The organism is Novosphingobium sp. (genome assembly GCF_039595395.1).
Lineage (GTDB): Bacteria > Pseudomonadota > Alphaproteobacteria > Sphingomonadales > Sphingomonadaceae > Novosphingobium.
This window is the reverse complement of record NZ_JBCNLP010000001.1, coordinates 2,668,760-2,685,183: the sequence shown is the minus strand read 5'-3', so window position 1 is coordinate 2,685,183 and position 16,424 is coordinate 2,668,760. Positions and strand designations below refer to the sequence as shown.

Here is a 16,424-nt window from a genome sequence, read left to right as displayed (position 1 = left end):
CGGGTGGCACCACCATCCGCCAAAAACAGGAGCCAAAATGACCGAAACGACCGAAACCTCGGAAACGCCTGAGGCCAAGCCCGCGCGCAAGCTGACCGCCCGGCCCAAGCTGAAGGCCGCAACGCCGCCTCCCGCTCCGGAGGCCGAGGCTGCACCGGTTCCCGCTCCCACCCCGGCGGCTGCCCCTTCGGGCGCTGTGTCGGGCAAGGGTGGCCAGAACCTTCAGGACCAGTTCCTCAACCACCTGCGCAAGAACAAGACCCCGGTGACGATGTTCCTCGTCAAGGGTGTGAAATTGCAGGGCATTGTTACCTGGTTCGACAATTTCTCGATCCTGCTGCGCCGCGATGGCCAGTCGCAGCTCGTCTACAAGCATGCCGTCTCGACGATCATGCCCAGCACGCCGATCGACACCCGCCTGTTCGGCACCAGCGAGGGCAACAAGAAGGCCCGCCTGCTGCAGGACGTGTTCCTCTCCAGCATCCGCGCTGCCGCCGCTCAGGTCACGATGTTCCTGGTGAATGGCGTGATGCTTCAGGGCCGCGTCGCCGCTTACGATCTGTTCTGCATGCTGCTGGAGCGTGAAGGTTACGTCCAGTTGGCCTATAAACATGCCGTTTCGACCATTCAGCCGTTGACCCCGGTCGACCTGACGGGTGAATGGGACGGCGAAGAGGATTCCGACGCCTGACTTTCCATATTGATGACTCGAAGGGCGAGGTGACGCGCGGCGCGCGTGCCCTCGTCGTATGTCCGGACATCCGCGGGCGGGCTGCCACCACGAGTGACCCCGCCGCGCGGATCGAGGAGGCCAAGGGCCTGGCGCTGGCCATCGGGCTGGAAATCGCCGAGGCCTTTGCCGTGCCCATCCGCGAAGCACGCCCCGGCACGCTGTTCGGCGAGGGCCAGATCGACAACATTCTGGTGCAGTGCAACCTGCATGAGGCCGAGTTGGTGATCGTCGATGGCTCGCTTTCGGCGGTGCAGCAGCGCAATCTTGAGGAAAAGCTCAAGCGCAAGGTGATCGACCGCACCGGGCTGATCCTCGAAATCTTCGGCGAGCGCGCGGCGACCGCCGAAGGTCGCCTGCAGGTCGAACTGGCGCATCTGGACTATCAGGCGGGCCGTCTGGTCCGGTCCTGGACTCACCTTGAGCGTCAGCGCGGCGGCTTTGGCTTCCTTGGCGGCCCCGGCGAAACCCAGATCGAGGCCGACCGCCGCATGATCCGCGACCGCATGGCGCGCATCCGCCGCGAGCTGGAACAGGTCCGACGCACGCGCGGTCTGCATCGCGAGAGGCGCGGCAAGGCGCCTTGGCCGGTGCTGGCGCTGGTGGGCTACACCAACGCGGGCAAATCGACCTTGTTCAACCGGCTGACCGGTGCGGGCGTGATGGCGCAGGATCTGCTCTTCGCCACGCTGGACCCGACAATGCGCGCGATCCGTCTGGCGGGCGTGGACAAGGCGATCCTCTCGGACACGGTGGGTTTCATTTCGGACCTGCCGACGCAGCTTGTCGCCGCTTTCCGCGCCACGCTGGAAGAGGTCACCGCCGCCGATGTGGTGATCCATGTGCGCGATATCGCCAATCCCGAAACGGCCTCGCAAAAGGCGCATGTGCTTGATGTGTTGGCCGATCTGGGGCTGATGGAGGAGGGCGGTTTCGCCCCCAAGGTTCCCATCATCGAGGTGTGGAACAAGTGGGACTTGCTGCCCGCTGACCAGATCGCCGATCTGCTGCGCGCCGCGCGCCAGCAGGGCGAGGATGAGGACCAACTGATCGTGCCATTGTCGGCGCTGACCGGCGAGGGCTGCGATGAGCTGCTCGAAGCCGCAGGCCGCTTGCTGACGGGCGATGCCCGCGAACATGTGATTACGCTGGAGGCCGGCGATGGCCAGCGTCTGGCGTGGCTGCATGCCCATGGCGATGTGCTGGAAGACAGCGATGCGGGCGAGGGCGAGGATCATCGCCGCCGCCTGCGGGTGCGTCTGACGCCGCGCGAATGGGGCCGCTATTGCCGGTTGAGCGAGGATCTGGAGGGCTAGAGCATCGTGCGAAAAAGTGGGAACCGGTTTTTCGCGAAAAACGATGCGACAACAAATGCCTAGAGTATCCTGCGTGATTCCTGAATCACGCAGGATACTCCAGAGGCGCGGCGGCGCTTAGACCGTTAAGCCCTTCTCGCGTCGCTTGACGGCCTGCCACAGTTCCTCCTGCTCATCGAGCGACAGGGCCGCGAAATCCCGGCCCTGTTCGCTTGAGAGCGTTTCCATCCCGCGATAGCGGCGCTCGAATTTGGCATTGGCGGCGCGCAGGGCTTCCTCGGGCGCCACGCCATAAGCCCGCGTCACATTGACGGCGGCGAAGAGCAGATCGCCCGCTTCCTCGATACGCTCGGCCTCATTGGTTGCTTCGGCCAGTTCCTGCACTTCCTCGGAGAGTTTGGCGACGGGGCCTTCGGTATCGGGCCAGTCAAAACCCTGCCGTACCGCACGCTTTTGCAGCTTTTCCGCCCGCATCAGCGCGGGGAGCGCCTGAGCCACCCCATCCATCGCGCTGGTTGCGCCCTTGGCTTCACGCTCGCTGGCCTTCTGGGCTTCCCAGCGGGTTTCACGCGACCAGTCCTGCCCGGCCTCATCGCCGAAGATGTGCGGATGGCGCTTTTCCATCTTGGCCGCGATTCCCGCGGCGACATCGTCGAAGCTGAAATGCCCGGCTTCCTCGGCCATGCGTGCGTGGAACACCACCTGCAGCAGCAGATCGCCCAGTTCCTCGCGCAGATCGGCCATATCGTCACGCTCGATGGCGTCGGCGACCTCATAGGCCTCCTCGATGGTGTAGGGCGCGATGGTGGCGAAGGTCTGCGCCACGTCCCATTCGCAACCCTTTGCCGGATCGCGCAGCCGGGCCATGATGGCGAGCAGACGGTCGAGAGAAGGGCTGGCGGACATGAAAAACCTCACGGGCAGAGGGAAGGGCACCTTCCCCTCTGCCATGGAGCCTCCGCCTTTGCCAACAGGCCTTTACGCCTGATCGACAACCTTGCGGCCAAGCGCGGGATCGTCGGTGAAGAAACCGTCGAGTTGCAGCGTCTTCAGATAGTGGCTGATCTCGGCCAGACTGCCCTCGACATTGCGGGCGCCGTCGCCAGCGCCATTCTGGAAGTCGCCGGCGAGGAAATGGTTTTCCGGGCGGAAGGTCCAGGTGCCCACCAGCATGCCCGCCTTGCGCGCGGCCAGATGCAGACCGGTGGGGGCGGCCAGCTTGCCGTCCTTGCCCAGCGGGATGTACATGCGCGTTGGCGGCGCGAACCAGTCGGCATAAGTCGCCATATCGGCCATGGCGGCGGGGGTGAACAGATCCTTCCAGACGCGCTTGTCGCCCTTGGCCACCAAATCTGCGGGGCTCTCATTGGGCGCGCCGATCAACTGCATCAGCTGCACATTGGGCTTGTCAGCCAGTGCCGGACGCAGCTTGCGTAGATTGTCGGTCTCGAAGCTCTGCACGATCACCGGGGCGGTCTTCAGGTAACGGCTGGCGTTCAGCCTTTCGAGAAAACGCCCCTCCTGCGGCAGGCCGATCCCGGCGAAATAGGTGGAATGCTTGATCTCGGGAATGATGCCGATGATCCGCCCCCGCGCCGCGCTTTCCGCCGCCACGAAGTCGATCATCTCCTCCAGCGTCACGATCTGGAACTGGCCGTCGTAGGAATGGCTTTCCGTGCGCATCCCCTCAAGGCGTTCCTTGGCCCGCAGCGTCTTCAGCTCGGCAAGGGTGAAGTCCTCGGTGAACCAGCCGGTCAGCTTCTCGCCATCGACGGTCTTGCTCGTCTTGCGTGAGGCGAACTCAGGATGTGCTGCAACATCAGTTGTTTCCGCGATGTTGTTCTCATGGCGTATCACCAGAACGCCATCCTTGGTGCTCACCAGATCGGGCTCGACGAAATCGGCCCCGTCCTGGATCGCCTTGGCATAGGAGCCCAGCGTATGCTCGGGCCGCAGCGCCGAACAGCCGCGATGACCCATGACAACCGGCTTGGCTGGACGTTGACGCATCGGAACAGCTCCCTGGGCAAAAGAAGTGATGGGGCCGACCCCCATGGCGATGCCTGCGGCGGTATAGCCCATCAGGCGGCGGCGGGAAATCGGCCCCATCATCATCTTAGAACCCCAGAGACAGCGTGCCGAACACCATGCGCGGCGCGATCGGATAGGCCGAGAAGCTGGACGCCGTATTGACAGACACGGTGGACCAGCCGGTCGTGTTGAACAGGTTGGTCACATTCATGCTGATCTCCGCCTTGCGGGCATGGATCCACCGTTCGGGGATCTTGGCCGCGATCCGGGCCGAAACCAGGAAGTAGCTGCCCACCGCGCCGTCGTTGACATAGGTGGCGTAACGCTTGCCCACATAGTCACCGAAGAGCTGAACCTGGAAGGGCCCGTTGTCCAGCGTGATGACGGTCTTGTTCATCCACTTGGGGCTGCCGGGCACCTGCTTGCCGCCGGTGGGAACCACATTGTTGACGGTGGTGAAGCCGCCGATGCTGCTGCCGGTGGCCGCGCCCGTCGCGGTGGAATAGTCGCTCTGATAGACCGAGTTGTTGTAGCTGATCGCGTTGTAGATCGAGGCGATCGAGCCGAAGCGCAGCGTGGCGCCGGCGTCCACACCGTCGGTCTTCACATTGCCCACGTTGAACAGCGAGGTGGTGCCGCCGGTGATCGAGCCACCCGCGATGCCGCCCGGCGCCGCGCTGACCGAAAGCAGGCGGTTGCTGAAATCGACGTGGTAATAGTTGATCTGGCCCTCGATGCTGGTCACCGCGCTGTTGGTGAAGCTGTGCTTCGAGCGCAGACCCACTTCATAGGTCCACGAGCTTTCGGGATGACCATTGGCCTTGATGTAGTCGAAGGCCTGCTGGTTGCCCACCGACCACGGATCGGCGCTGCCGCCGCCGCCGTAGGCCTGATACTGGCGCATATTCTTCTGGATGTTGGCGTAGAGTTCCTCGTGGCCGGTCACGTTCCACTTGGCGCCGACGGTGGGCAGGAACCAGTTTTCGGTGTTGATGCGGCCCGAGGGCAGGCTGTCACCCGCGACCAGACCGGCATAGGAACCGACCTTGGGCTGGGCGATGAAGAAGCCGTTGGCATATTGCGCGCTGGTCTTGATGCCGGCCTCGACGGTGAGGCGGTTGGTCATCTTCCAGGTGTCCTGCAGATGCAACTGCAGCGTGTTCACGCGCATTTCGGCGGCATATTGCGTGAAGAGCGGGTTGGTGGGCGTGGTGTAGGGCGTCGAGCTGTCCGGATTGCTGGCATCCAGAGCATACCAGCGGCGCCAGGCATGCGAGCTGTTGTATTGATACCAGACACCCGCCTCGATCGAATGATTGCCGATGTCGGCGTTCAGCGTCGAGATGATGCCCTTGCGCATGATGCGATATTCGGTGGTGCGGGTCACATAGCCCGAGCCGCCCGTCGCCGCGACCAGATAGGACGAGGTGTTGGCATTGCTCTTCTGAGCGGTGGCGGTGGTGTAGCCCGGCGTCAGATAGGCATCGACCACGGTGATCGACTGGCCCAGCGGCCCGGCCACCACGCCTTCACCATTGTTGTGGTGATAATAGACCTGGTTCGACCATTTCACATGCTCGCCAAGGTTCAGATCATACTTGAGGTATCCAAGATAATCTGCGCGGTGAGCGTCAGAATAATAGTTGCGATAGTTCGAACCGTCAGCGGCGGGCGTGTTGCCAAAGGCATCGACATAGCTGCGCGCGGTGGCGAAATTGGGATAGGTATAGGGGCGGGTGTAAGGCACATTGGCCTGAATGGCATTGGCCGGCTTGGTGTAGATGACCGAGGCGTCTTCGTTGGGCTCGGTCTTGTCCGACCAGTCGAAATAGGCGGTCAGCTTGCCGATGTGGTCTTCATGGACGAATTTGGCGTTGGCCTGCCAGCCGCCCTGAATGCCGCCAAAGTCCCACGAACGCCCGCGCTGGCGCGCTGCCGAAATGTAGAACTTGTTGCCGCCGGCGAACTCGCCGCTGTCGACGCGGGCATAGGTGCGCGAGGTGCCGTACATGCCGCCGGTCTGGTTGACCTGCACGCCCATGCGGCTTTCCGGATCGCTGCTGTAGACCTGAACCGCGCCGCCCAGATTGCTGGTCGAGGCGATGCCCAGCTCGCCCGCGCCGGTGGCGACGACGGTGCGGCCGACGTTTTCGGAGATCAGCGCGCGCTGAGGCGACAGGCCGTTGAAATTGCCGTAATTCTGGTCGCCCAGCGGCACGCCGTCCATCACATAGCCAAGCTGGCTGATCGAGAAGCCGTGGATGAAGAGCTGAGCGTTCTGCTCATTGTTGCCCCACGGATCGGCGGTGATGTAGAGCACGCCGGGCAGGGTCTGCATCGCCTTGAAGGGCGAGGCGCCGGGCAGGATCTTCTGGATCTCCGCGCCCGCGACCGAGGTGCTGGAGCGGGTCGCCTTGGCGGTCACCGTGATGGTGTCGGTGCTCACCTCTTCGGGGGCGGAGGTCTCGGCCGGGGCGGTGGCATCGGCGGCCTTGGTGGTGTCATCGGCATGGGCCAGGGCCGGCGCGAGGGCCAGAACGGCGACCCCCGGCAGCATCAGCGTGTTTACAATTCGGCGAAAGCTCATGGCGTGTCCCTCTTAACATCGCGCTGCGGTTGCGAAGCCGCTAGAGGGTCCACGTGACAGGAGATTGACTGTTTTATGTCGTTATCGAGACGGCATAGCTATGAATGTCTTTGAAATGTCTTATTTTTCACGATGCACTCACTCAATATCGTGGTGCACGAGGAACAGGATCGAGAGATCATGCTCCGGGCGCCAGTTGGTGCGGGTCATCTCGAAGGTGGTGGGGCCGGTCTTGCGCAGGCCTTCGGCGCAGAGGCTCACCAGATCCTTGGGCTTTTCCTTGTCGATCGTCAGGCGGAACTGGCCGATGGGTTTTTTCCAGTTGCCCCCGGTGACCAGAATGTAATCGAGCCAGTCTTCCGAAAAGACGACCTTGCCGCCATCATGGATGCGGCGCAGGCTGGCCAGCAACGAGGGCTCCACGCAATAGCGTTTGGTGGTTTCGGGGTCTTTGTCCTCGCCCAGCATGGTCTGCACCGTGCTGCCGACCGAGGGGGTGTAGCGATGCTCCACCACCACCGGCACACCGGCGGGGAAGCGCTGGACCCAGTGATAGGTGGTTTGGAGCGTCCAGCCGGGGCCGCCATCGCTGCCGAACAGGCCCATCTTTTCGGCCTCGGCATGTTTGGGGGCGGATAGTTTTCCCAGCGCGGCCTGCGCGGCATCGGTCTGCGGGGCGAGGGGTATGCCATTGGCGCGCAGCCAGGCGGTGCGGTCGATGCCCTCGGTCGTGGCCTTCTGCTCGATCTCCATGGGCACCGGCCTGCCATCGATGATTGTGGTAAAGCCCAGGAAATTGTTGGCCTTGTTGACCGGGATGGAGACATCGCTCTGGAAGAAATCGGGGCCGCCCATGGGGGGCAGGGGGAAGGCAACGCGGCTGGTCACATCCTTCGCGCTGGTGTTGATGAAGGTGTAGCGCACCACCACCGCAGAGCGCGAAATCCGCAGATCCTCGCTGCGCATCTCGATGGCGTCGCTGTGGGTCAGCACAAGGCCTCCGGCAGCCAGTTGGGCCGAGGAGTCATTGCTGGAAGCACTCTGGGGCAGCAGGGCCAGCGCGGTGGCGATGGGGAGCAGGCAGGCTTTCATGGGGGCTCTTTCGGGTTGTGCGCTTCAGGCGCCCGCGCGTGTCTGGGGGGAGGGATGCTTCAGCAGAAAGACGACATAGCCGCGAAAGCGCGGATGCTGCTCCAGCGCGGGCGGGGCGCGCCATGCGCCGCCTTCGACCAGCGCCACGCGGAAGGGGATGGGGAAATGCGCCATGCGGACGAAATAGCTGTCATAGCCCGCAATGGTGGTCTGGCCCTGATAGGTCTGGATCACCACCTCATCGAGGATGCCCGCCATGGTCGCGAGTTGCTGCGGGTCGCCATGCGCGCTCCAGTCCATCAGCCCGGTGACGGACAGTTGCCAGCGGCGGGGCAGGCGGGCGCGCAGATCCTTGAGGAAGCGGGCATAGTTGCCGATGCCGCGCGTCGCCGCGTCGAAATCAAGCTGCAGGCCGGTAATGCTGTTGCCCGCCTTCTGCCATTGATCGAGGTCGGCCAGAATGGCGGCATAGGTGGCAGCGTCCCAGTCGAGCCGGTCGGCACGCACCACCAGCCAGACCGCCTTGCCGGGCAGATGCGGTGTGCCCATGCGCAGGCGTGTCAGCCTTGGCGCTCCGCCATGCCGGACCTCGCCATCGAGCAGATAGAGTGTTTTGGGCCGCAGGTCGGGCGAGGGCGTGACGCCGGGCCACAGATAGAAGGCATCATGGGCGGAGGCCTGCACCTGCGGCTTCTGCGCGGCCTCGCGCTGCTTCTGGCAACCGGGCAGCAGGCACAGGCCCAGCAGCAGCGTGGCCAGAGCGGCGCGGGGCCTCATCACCAGTAATAGTGCAGGGATTTGGCCCATGGACTGCCCGGATAGCGCTGCTTGAGTTCATCGTACCATGCCTTGCGCATGGACTTGGGCACGTCGTTGGTTTCGGTCTCGCTGTAGGTGAGGCGCGAGGTCGCGCAGCCATTGTAGCCCGAGGGCGCATAGCACATCACCGCGCGATAGAGCGCATAGGCGCGCTCATCGGGCGTGGCCCGCTGGTCGGCAATGACGGCGGCATAGATGGTGTCGCGCGACAGGGGCTTGCCGGGGAAGCCGCTGGCCCCCGCGCCGAGCAGATTGCGTTTGCCGTCGGAGCGGAACAGCGAGAAGCCGTCGAAGCCATTGAGGCGATAGAACTCGGCAAGGCAAAGCTGCGCCTTGCGGTCGACTGGCGATCGCGCCAGCGCGGCGGTGGTTTGCGTCAGCGATCCGCAGGGGAACTTGCCATCGGACCATTGGCCGGTGCGGAACAGGCTGACCGGAATGTCATCCTGCATCGAGAAATCATAGAGATGGGCGTCTTTCGAGGCCGTCGCCGGGGCCAGCGCGACATCGCTGCCGAAATCGGCATAGGCCCCGTTGGTCAGATCCTTGTAGAGCAGGGTGAAGCGGGCAATGTCGCGCTCATGCGCGGGGCGTGAGGCATCCTTCGCGCTGCCCCGCAGGATGGCGGGCGTGGCCAGCGTCTGCAGCAGGATCTCGCGGGTCATGCTGTCGGTAATCGGGGAGCCGGGCGCGAAGACCTGCGCCAGCCTGCCGTCGCGTTGCCAGCGCAGCACCAGCCCCATCTCGACCAGCGGGCGCTGATAGGCGGCAGTGGCGCCGCCCAGCATGCCTTGCCAGAAACCGGCCTCATTGGGGTCCTTTGCCCTGGCCAAAGCCATGCCGCGCAGCATCTGGCGGCTGAAGGCGAGCGGCGTGTAGCTTTGGGCATGGGCGGCATCGGGCAGCATGGCCAGAATGGCGCGCGGGTTCTCGCCGGTCTGGAAAGCGTGGGTCGCCTGAAGAAAGCCATAGAGATCGCCATGCGCCGCGAACTGCCCCTGCTGCGCCGCAAGCTGCGCGGCGGAGAGTTTGCCCGGATCCTTGGCGTCCCCCTCATCGCGCCGCATGCGCTTGAGGTCGGCAATGGCCGTCAGCAACGGCATATCGTGAAGCCGGTCGAACAGGGCATCGGCATCCTGACTCTCGAAGAGCTTGATGTCGATTTCCTCGGCCAGATCGGCGGCGTCCTCACGGTTGCCCGGCGTGGTGGCGAGCAAATTCTCATAGCTGCGGGCCAGCGTCTCATTATCGCCGCCCAGCCAGGCGACGCGGCGCGTCAGCCCCTTGGCGGAGTCGGCATAGCGCCCCTTGGGATAGGCCTTCAAATAGGCCGCGATGGCCGCGCGCGCCTGCCCGACCGTCGCGGTGTCGACCTTCTCCACCCCCGCGAAATCGCCATACTGATTGACGGCCCCCGCCACGGCCGCACGCAGCGCAATGCGGATCGGCATATAGGATGCGGTTTCCGCGATCCATGTGTTGCGGGCGCGGGCCAGCGGGGCAAAGCCCTGCCGCGCCCCGGCCCAGTCATTGGCATAAAAGGCCTGCGAGGCTTTCAGATAGGCCAGCCAGTCACGCCCCGCCGCGCTGGTGATGGCGGCGCCGTCCCACGAAACATCGCCGCATCCAACCTTCTCGCGCAGTTGGTTGAGGGCCTTGCGCTCACCCTCTGGCACGCCCTTGTCGGCGGCCAGCGCCTCATGGAAAGCCGGAAGGGACTGGGCGATATTCTGGCAGGAGGGCGCGGATGTATCGGCGGGCGCTTCTGTCGCGGGCGAGGGCCAGAAGGCCGACCGCAACCCCGGCCATGACATGAAAGTCTGCCCGAGCTGGCGCTCGTCGGAGATTTTGGCGGTGGCGGCGGCGGGCGGGCTCGATCCGCTCAGGCTCTGCATCAGCCAGATCATGTTGATGCGCGTGTCATTGCCCGGATTCATCGCCGCCTGCCCGCTGCAGGCATAAGATGAAGCGCCAAGCTTCCAGTCCGGATAACAGGAGGAATCGGCACAAGCCCAGACCACGCCACCAGCAATCATCGCCGCCGGTACAAGCCCGGCTGCAACAACAGCAGCCCGATGCTTGCCGCGTGCCCTAAAAAGCGCCTTCATCATCCGATCTCGCCTTTGGCTGTTCGGACGGTGTCTTGGCAGAATGTTTAGGGATGGGGAAGGGAGGGGGAAAGGTTCTGTAAGAAGATAGAAGTGGAAGATGCGAGGGTGTTACACCCTCGCGCTCCCTTTAATGTCTACGTGGGAGCTACGGGTTCGGCCTTGCGCTCGGTTTGCCGCGCCGCAGGCAGGTTCTGATGGCGCAGCGTTGATGTTCCGGGATTCGATAGCCTGCGGCGCTTTGGCGCGGGTGGAGAGGCTGGGTGCTATGATCGGGCGCCACTACCGCTTCGTCGGAAGACGTCATGGGAGCGCGAGGGGGTAACCCCCTCGCACATCTTTTGCCTTCAAACCTTACTCGACAAACTTCGCTGACGTCTTCTCGCGCACCTCTTCCACGCTCACCCCCGGCGCCAGCTCCACCAGCTTGAAGGGCGAGGCATGATCCGCCCGCTGGAACACCGCCAGATCCGTCACAATCATGTCCACCACGCCCAGCCCCGTCAGCGGCAGGGTGCAGGCGGGGATGAACTTGGGGCTGCCGTCCTTGGCGTTGTGCTCCATCACCACGATGATCTTCTTCACGCCCGCGACGAGGTCCATCGCCCCGCCCATGCCCTTGATCATCTTGCCGGGGATCATCCAGTTGGCGATGTCGCCATTCTCGGAGACCTCCATGGCGCCCAGCACCGTCAAATCGATATGCCCGCCGCGGATCATGCCGAAGCTGGTGGCGCTGTCGAAATAGGCCGATTGCGGCAGTTCGCTGATGGTCTGCTTGCCCGCGTTGATGAGGTCGGCATCTTCCTCGCCTTCGTAGGGGAAGGGGCCGATGCCGAGCATGCCGTTTTCGCTCTGCAGCGTGACGGTCACGCCCTCGGGCACATGGTTGGCGACCAGCGTGGGGATGCCGATGCCAAGGTTCACATAGAAGCCATCCTGCAGTTCGCGGGCGGCGCGGGCGGCCATGTCATCTCTGGTCCAGGGCATTATGCGTCCTCCCGCTTGCGCGTGGTGCGGAATTCGATCTTCTTGTCGTAGGGCGCGCCCAGCACGAGGCGCTGCACGAAGACACCGGGCAGATGGATGGCGTCGGGATCGAGTTGGCCCGGTTCGACGATCTCCTCCACTTCCACCACAGTGACCTTGCCGCAGGTGGCGGCAGGCACGTTGAAGTTGCGGGCGGTCTTGCGGAAGATGACGTTGCCGGTGGTGTCGGCCTTCCAGCCCTTCACGATGGCCAGATCGGCAAAGATGCCTTCCTCGAGGATATAGTCCTGCCCGTTGAAGGTTTTGACTTCCTTGCCCTCGGCCACCAGCGTGCCGACGCCGGTCTTGGTGTAGAAGCCGGGGATGCCTGCTCCGCCCGCGCGCATGCGTTCGGCTAGCGTGCCCTGCGGGGTGAACTCGACCTCCAGTTCGCCCGCCAGATACTGGCGTTCGAACTCCTTGTTCTCGCCCACATAGGAGGAGATCATCTTCTTGACCTGCCTTGTGCGCAGCAGCTTGCCGATGCCTTCATTGTCGATGCCGGCATTGTTGCTGGCGAAGGTGAGATCCTTCGTGCCGGCGGCCTGAATGGCATCGATCAGGCGCTCGGGCAGGCCGCTGAGGCCAAAGCCTCCGCTTGCGATCAGCATGCCGTCGAACAGCACGCCTTCCAAAGCGGCAGCGGCATCGGGGTATATCTTGCCGGGCATCCGGGATGTCCTCTCCTTGATGTTCTTCAGGAGATGGGTAGCAGGATCAAATCATATGCTCTAATAATAGATTTTTACCGATATCGATAGGCATGATCTATGATTTTGCGGGTTGCGCGATGAACCGGGTCGCGCTCTATCATCTCGAAAGCCTGTTGTGGATCGCGCGGCTGGGTACCTTCCACGCTGCCGCCGACCGTCTGAACATCACCCAGCCCACGATCTCGGCCCGCATGCGCGAGCTGGAGGGGCAGTTGGGTTATCCCCTGTTCCAGCGCGAGGGGCGGCGCATGCTGCTCACCCCGCGCGCGCGCCAGTTGGTGCAGGACTGCGAACCGATCTGGGCTCAACTGGAGCGTGCCTTCGACAAGGGCCAGCGCACCGGTTCCGTCCGTATCGGCACAGGAGAGATCGCCGCCGCCACCTGTCTGCCGGGCTTTCTGGCCGGTCTTGAGCGTGACTGGCCCGGCGTCACGCTTGATGTCTCGATCGAGCTGACCGCCCATCTGATCGAGCATTTGCTCAGCGCCGCCAGCGATCTGGTGTTTCTGGCCGGGCCGGTTGCGGCGCCGGGGCTGAAGGTGGCCTCGATCGGCACGGTCAGGGTGGTCTGGCTGGGCCATCCCGAGACGGCGCGCCGCATCGCTCAGGGCGGCTGGGAGCCGCCGGTCTGGTCGCTGCCGCGCCACTCGCCGCTCTATGGCATGATGCTGGAGATGCTGGCCGAGCGGAACATCGACCCTGCGGTCATCCATCGCTGCAACAATGTGCGCGCCCTGATCGAGACCGTGGCGGCGGGGCAGGGGGTGGCCCTGCTGCCCGCGTTGATGGCAGCCGAGGCGATGGCGCGCGGCGATCTGGTGGAGGTCTGGCCAGCGCCGGGGAGCAGCATCCTGTTTCAGGCGGCGATCCGCGCGGGAGAGAGCGACCCGCTGATCCTCGATCTGTTCGAGCGGGCGCAAACCCTGCGGATAGGCGAAAGCTCTTAGGGAAATACGGCCAGCACACAGGGCAGTAGCACGCTGGTCATTACGCCATTGAGCGCTATGCCCAGCGCGCCAAAGGCGGTGGCGACCTCGCCAAGGCGTGTGACCTGCGCCACGGCGATGCCGCTGCCCGCCACGCCCGCGCTGAAACCATGGATGGCGCGATCCTCGATGCCCAGGGCGCTCAGCAATGTCTTGCCGATCAGCGCGGCCAGAATGCCGCTCGCGATCGCCAGCGCCGCCGTCAGCGCGGGTATGCCGCCTACCTGAGCGGCGACGCCCATGGCGATGGGGGTGGTGGCCGCCTTGGGCGCCATCGAGAGCATCACCGACCGGCTGCCGCCCAGCGCGCCGACCAGCACCATGGCCGAGACCATGCTGGTCAGGCTGCCCGCCAGCAGCGCCAGCCCCATCCCGCGCAGGCTTTTGCCGATGCGCGCGATATGGCGGACCATCGGAACGGCCAGGGCAATGGTCGCGGGGCCCAGCAGCAGATTGATCGCCTGCGTGCCCTGCCAATAGGTGGCATAGGGAATATGGCAGGCCAGCAGCAGCGCGCCGATGGCCACGATGGTCAGCAGTACCGGATTGGCCATCACCCTGTTGCCCGAGCGCTTCTGGATCTCGATCGCGGCCAGCCATACGCCCAGCGTCAACGCCAGCCAGAGGATCGGCATTGCAGTCAGGGGGGCGGTCAGAGCGCTCATGTCCGGGGCCTCAAGGTCCAGCGCATCACCAGCGCGGTAACCAGCAGGCCCAGCACCGTCGAACCGGCCAGCGCGACGGTGATCGGCAGCCATTGCGCGCGCAGCAGATCGGCCTGAGCGATGATCCCCACGCCGGCGGGCACGAAAAGCAGCCCCATATGGCGGATCAACTGGCCCGACAGACGGTCGAGATCGCTCTCGGCGTCAGGAGCCTTGCCGCGCCGCGTGACCAGCAGGGCGCCCGCCAGCAGCAGCATGCCGATCACCGGGCCGGGCAGCGGCGCGCCGGTGGCCATGCGAAGCGCTTCGCCCAGCAACTGGCAGGCCAGCAGGGTAAACCAGGCCCGGATCATCCGGCGATCTTGCAAAAGGATGGGAAAAGCATGGGGCAGGGATAGCGGCCTCCATCCGGCACGCCAAGTCTTGCAGGGGGCGGGCATGGCGGAATTGTCAGCGCGCGACCCAAAGTCTGATGGGGGCAGGAAACAGGATTTGTCTTGGGCGATTGTTCCTTTATCTTCATACCGATCTGGCACAGCAGGCAGGATCATAACGAACGGATGCGCATGCGATCGGCCAGACTGCACCGGCTGCGACACGGGCTGATCCTCGTCAGACGCCGCCTGCGCGCCAGCGAGGCGGCCTTTATCGTGCTGGCCGCGCTGGTGGGGGCCATGGCGGGCATCTCGACCCTGATCCAGAGCTGGCTGGCCCATGGGCTGCAGCATGTCTTTTACGGCGTCACCATCAACCGGCTGAGCGCGCTCGCCTCGATCCGTCATCCGTGGCGGCTGCTGGCCCTGCCTTTGGGGGCTTTGGCGCTGGTCGGGCTCAACCGCTGGCTGGCCTTGCGGGGGCGTACCCCCGTCGACGTGGTGGAAGCTAATGCGCTGCATGGCGGGCGCATTCCCATGTTCGACAATCTGATCATCGGCGCGCAGACGGTCATCTCCAACGGCTGCGGCGCCTCGGTGGGGCTGGAGGCGGCCTATGCACAGTTGGGCGGCGGGCTCGCCTCATGGCTGGGGCAGAAGGCGCATCTGCGCCGCGCCGATCTGCGCACGCTGGTGGGGGCGGGGGCCGGGGCGGGGGTGGGCGCGGCTTTTGGCGCGCCGCTGGCCGGGGCCTTCTATGCCTTCGAGATCGTGATCGGCACCTACAGCACGGCGGCGGTGGCGCCGGTGGTGGCCGCTTCGCTGCTGGCTGCCGCGCTGATGCGCTGGCTGGGGCCAGAGCCATGGCTGATGGCCGCCACCGACAACCGCATTATCACGCTGGGCGATTATGCCGCCTATGCGGTTCTGGGGCTGGTCTGCGCGCTGCTGGGTATCTTCGTGATGCGGCTGGTCACCGCCGCCGAGCGGGTGATGCAGGCCATAACCCGCTCAAGCCCGTGGCGCCCGGTGCTGGGCGCGCTGCTGCTGATGCCGGTGGCCTGGCTGTCGCCTCAGGCGCTGTCGGCGGGGCATGGGGCGCTGCATCTCGATCTGGCGATCAAGCCGCCGGTGGCCTTTCTGCTGGGGGTGCTGGCGCTGAAGATCACCGCCTCGGTGATTTCGCTGGCCAGCGGCTTTCGTGGGGGGCTGTTCTTCGCCTCGCTGTTTCTGGGCTCGCTGGCGGGGCAGGCCTTTGGCGAGGTGGCCAATCTGTGGGGCATCGCCATCGATCCCAACGATGCCGCGCTGGTCGGCATGGCGGCGCTGAGCGTGTCCATCGTCGGCGGGTCGATGACGCTGGCCATGCTGATGCTGGAGATCACCCATGATTTCGCACTGATGGGGGTGGTGCTGACCGCCGCTCTGGTATCGAGCGCGGTCACGCGTGAGGCTTTCGGCTATTCCTTCTCGACCTGGCGGCTGCATGTGCGCGGGTCGGACATTCGCTCGCCGCGCGACATTGGCTGGCTGACCACGCTGACCGCCGGGCGGATGATGCGCCGCGACTGGGTGGCGGTGCAGAGCGGCACCAGCGTGGCCGGTTTCCGCCAGCAGGTGCCGCAGGGATCGGTGTCGAAAGCGATCCTTGTCGATGAGCAGGGCCATTATGGCGGGGTCGTGCCGATGGTGGCGGCCTATGCCGCGACCCTGTCGCCCGATGCGGTGATCGATGAGGCGGCGCGGCTGGTGGACCGGGTGCTGACCCCGGCCATGGGCGTGCGGCAAATTCTGGAAACCTTCGACGAGGCCAGCGCCGACGAACTGGCGGTTGTCGACGACAAAGGCAAGGTGCTGGGCGTGCTGACCGAAAAACACGCCCGCCGCCGCTATCTCGAAGAGATCGAGGCCGACCAGCGCCGCATGTTCGGAGAGATGTGAGCCGCAAATTCGGCCTCGCCGAATTTTCAAACC

General features: G+C 64.7%; 14 protein-coding genes. 4 read left to right on the top strand and 10 right to left on the bottom strand.

Going from position 1 to position 16,424, the window contains the following annotated elements; all coding sequences use genetic code 11:
* Positions 1-37 precede the first annotated feature (37 nt).
* Together hfq and hflX are read left to right on the top strand one after the other, a co-directional pair.
* The gene (gene hfq / locus ABDW49_RS12445; RefSeq protein WP_343612269.1) at positions 38-691 is read left to right on the top strand and encodes an RNA chaperone Hfq; all 654 of its coding nucleotides are present in this window, start codon (positions 38-40) and stop codon (positions 689-691) included.
* Positions 661-2,046, top strand: coding sequence for a GTPase HflX (hflX, locus tag ABDW49_RS12440; RefSeq protein WP_343612268.1), 1,386 nt, complete (start codon positions 661-663; stop codon positions 2,044-2,046). The genes hfq and hflX overlap by 31 nt, the downstream gene beginning before the upstream one ends.
* Positions 2,047-2,163: 117 nt before the next feature.
* Here the strand turns inward: hflX and mazG are convergent, their stop codons facing one another.
* From mazG to ABDW49_RS12400, 8 genes are all read right to left on the bottom strand, one after another.
* Positions 2,164-2,952, bottom strand: coding sequence for a nucleoside triphosphate pyrophosphohydrolase (gene mazG / locus ABDW49_RS12435; RefSeq protein WP_343612266.1), 789 nt, complete (start codon positions 2,950-2,952; stop codon positions 2,164-2,166).
* Positions 2,953-3,024: 72 nt separating this feature from the next.
* The gene (locus ABDW49_RS12430) at positions 3,025-4,056 is read right to left on the bottom strand and encodes a glycerophosphodiester phosphodiesterase family protein (protein ID WP_343612265.1); all 1,032 of its coding nucleotides are present in this window, start codon (positions 4,054-4,056) and stop codon (positions 3,025-3,027) included.
* Positions 4,057-4,162: 106 nt separating this feature from the next.
* Positions 4,163-6,664, bottom strand: coding sequence for a TonB-dependent receptor (locus tag ABDW49_RS12425; RefSeq protein WP_343612264.1), 2,502 nt, complete (start codon positions 6,662-6,664; stop codon positions 4,163-4,165).
* Positions 6,665-6,802: 138 nt separating this feature from the next.
* Entirely contained in the window at positions 6,803-7,756 is a 954-nt protein-coding gene (locus ABDW49_RS12420) for a DUF4424 domain-containing protein (protein ID WP_343612262.1), read from the bottom strand.
* A gap of 24 nt (positions 7,757-7,780) precedes the next feature.
* A complete protein-coding gene (locus tag ABDW49_RS12415) occupies positions 7,781-8,533 on the bottom strand; it encodes a DUF3142 domain-containing protein (RefSeq protein WP_343614271.1) in 753 nt (250 codons plus the stop codon).
* A complete protein-coding gene (locus ABDW49_RS12410) occupies positions 8,533-10,686 on the bottom strand; it encodes a hypothetical protein (protein WP_343612261.1) in 2,154 nt (717 codons plus the stop codon). Before ABDW49_RS12410 ends, ABDW49_RS12415 begins: the two co-directional genes overlap by 1 nt.
* A gap of 351 nt (positions 10,687-11,037) precedes the next feature.
* Positions 11,038-11,673, bottom strand: a complete 636-nt coding sequence (locus ABDW49_RS12405; protein ID WP_343612260.1) for a CoA transferase subunit B — start codon at positions 11,671-11,673, stop codon at positions 11,038-11,040.
* Positions 11,673-12,383, bottom strand: coding sequence for a CoA transferase subunit A (locus ABDW49_RS12400; RefSeq protein WP_343612259.1), 711 nt, complete (start codon positions 12,381-12,383; stop codon positions 11,673-11,675). The genes ABDW49_RS12405 and ABDW49_RS12400 overlap by 1 nt, the downstream gene beginning before the upstream one ends.
* Before the next feature lie 92 nt (positions 12,384-12,475).
* Here ABDW49_RS12400 and ABDW49_RS12395 point away from each other — a divergent pair, with 92 nt between their 5' ends.
* Entirely contained in the window at positions 12,476-13,372 is an 897-nt protein-coding gene (locus ABDW49_RS12395; RefSeq protein WP_343612257.1) for a LysR family transcriptional regulator, read from the top strand.
* Here the strand turns inward: ABDW49_RS12395 and ABDW49_RS12390 are convergent.
* Both ABDW49_RS12390 and ABDW49_RS12385 read right to left on the bottom strand, forming a co-directional pair.
* On the bottom strand, positions 13,369-14,076 hold the full coding sequence (locus ABDW49_RS12390; protein ID WP_343612255.1) for an LrgB family protein: 708 nt from the start codon (positions 14,074-14,076) through the stop codon (positions 13,369-13,371). The genes ABDW49_RS12395 and ABDW49_RS12390 overlap by 4 nt on opposite strands.
* Positions 14,073-14,429 (bottom strand): CidA/LrgA family protein, encoded by a 357-nt coding sequence (locus tag ABDW49_RS12385; RefSeq protein ID WP_343612253.1) that lies wholly within the window; start codon positions 14,427-14,429, stop codon positions 14,073-14,075. The genes ABDW49_RS12390 and ABDW49_RS12385 overlap by 4 nt, the downstream gene beginning before the upstream one ends.
* Positions 14,430-14,642: 213 nt before the next feature.
* Here ABDW49_RS12385 and ABDW49_RS12380 point away from each other — a divergent pair, with 213 nt between their 5' ends.
* Positions 14,643-16,391 carry a chloride channel protein gene (locus ABDW49_RS12380; RefSeq protein ID WP_343612252.1) on the top strand — a complete coding sequence of 583 codons (1,749 nt, stop codon included), beginning with the start codon at positions 14,643-14,645 and terminating at the stop codon, positions 16,389-16,391.
* Positions 16,392-16,424: the final 33 nt, after the last annotated feature.

Bases quoted from the DNA above. Each gene is read 5' to 3' on its own strand.
- hfq (WP_343612269.1), top strand. From the start codon at position 38: ATGACCGAAACGACCGAAACCTCGGAAACGCCTGAGGCCAAGCCCGCG.
- ABDW49_RS12385 (WP_343612253.1), bottom strand. From the start codon at position 14,429: ATGATCCGGGCCTGGTTTACCCTGCTGGCCTGCCAGTTGCTGGGCGAA.
- ABDW49_RS12420 (WP_343612262.1), bottom strand. From the start codon at position 7,756: ATGAAAGCCTGCCTGCTCCCCATCGCCACCGCGCTGGCCCTGCTGCCC.
- ABDW49_RS12410 (WP_343612261.1), bottom strand. From the start codon at position 10,686: ATGATGAAGGCGCTTTTTAGGGCACGCGGCAAGCATCGGGCTGCTGTT.
- ABDW49_RS12390 (WP_343612255.1), bottom strand. From the start codon at position 14,076: ATGAGCGCTCTGACCGCCCCCCTGACTGCAATGCCGATCCTCTGGCTG.
- ABDW49_RS12425 (WP_343612264.1), bottom strand. From the start codon at position 6,664: ATGAGCTTTCGCCGAATTGTAAACACGCTGATGCTGCCGGGGGTCGCC.
- ABDW49_RS12400 (WP_343612259.1), bottom strand. From the start codon at position 12,383: ATGCCCGGCAAGATATACCCCGATGCCGCTGCCGCTTTGGAAGGCGTG.
- ABDW49_RS12430 (WP_343612265.1), bottom strand. From the start codon at position 4,056: ATGCGTCAACGTCCAGCCAAGCCGGTTGTCATGGGTCATCGCGGCTGT.
- ABDW49_RS12415 (WP_343614271.1), bottom strand. From the start codon at position 8,533: ATGAGGCCCCGCGCCGCTCTGGCCACGCTGCTGCTGGGCCTGTGCCTG.
- hflX (WP_343612268.1), top strand. From the start codon at position 661: ATGGGACGGCGAAGAGGATTCCGACGCCTGACTTTCCATATTGATGAC.
- ABDW49_RS12380 (WP_343612252.1), top strand. From the start codon at position 14,643: ATGCGATCGGCCAGACTGCACCGGCTGCGACACGGGCTGATCCTCGTC.
- ABDW49_RS12405 (WP_343612260.1), bottom strand. From the start codon at position 11,673: ATGCCCTGGACCAGAGATGACATGGCCGCCCGCGCCGCCCGCGAACTG.
- ABDW49_RS12395 (WP_343612257.1), top strand. From the start codon at position 12,476: ATGATCTATGATTTTGCGGGTTGCGCGATGAACCGGGTCGCGCTCTAT.
- mazG (WP_343612266.1), bottom strand. From the start codon at position 2,952: ATGTCCGCCAGCCCTTCTCTCGACCGTCTGCTCGCCATCATGGCCCGG.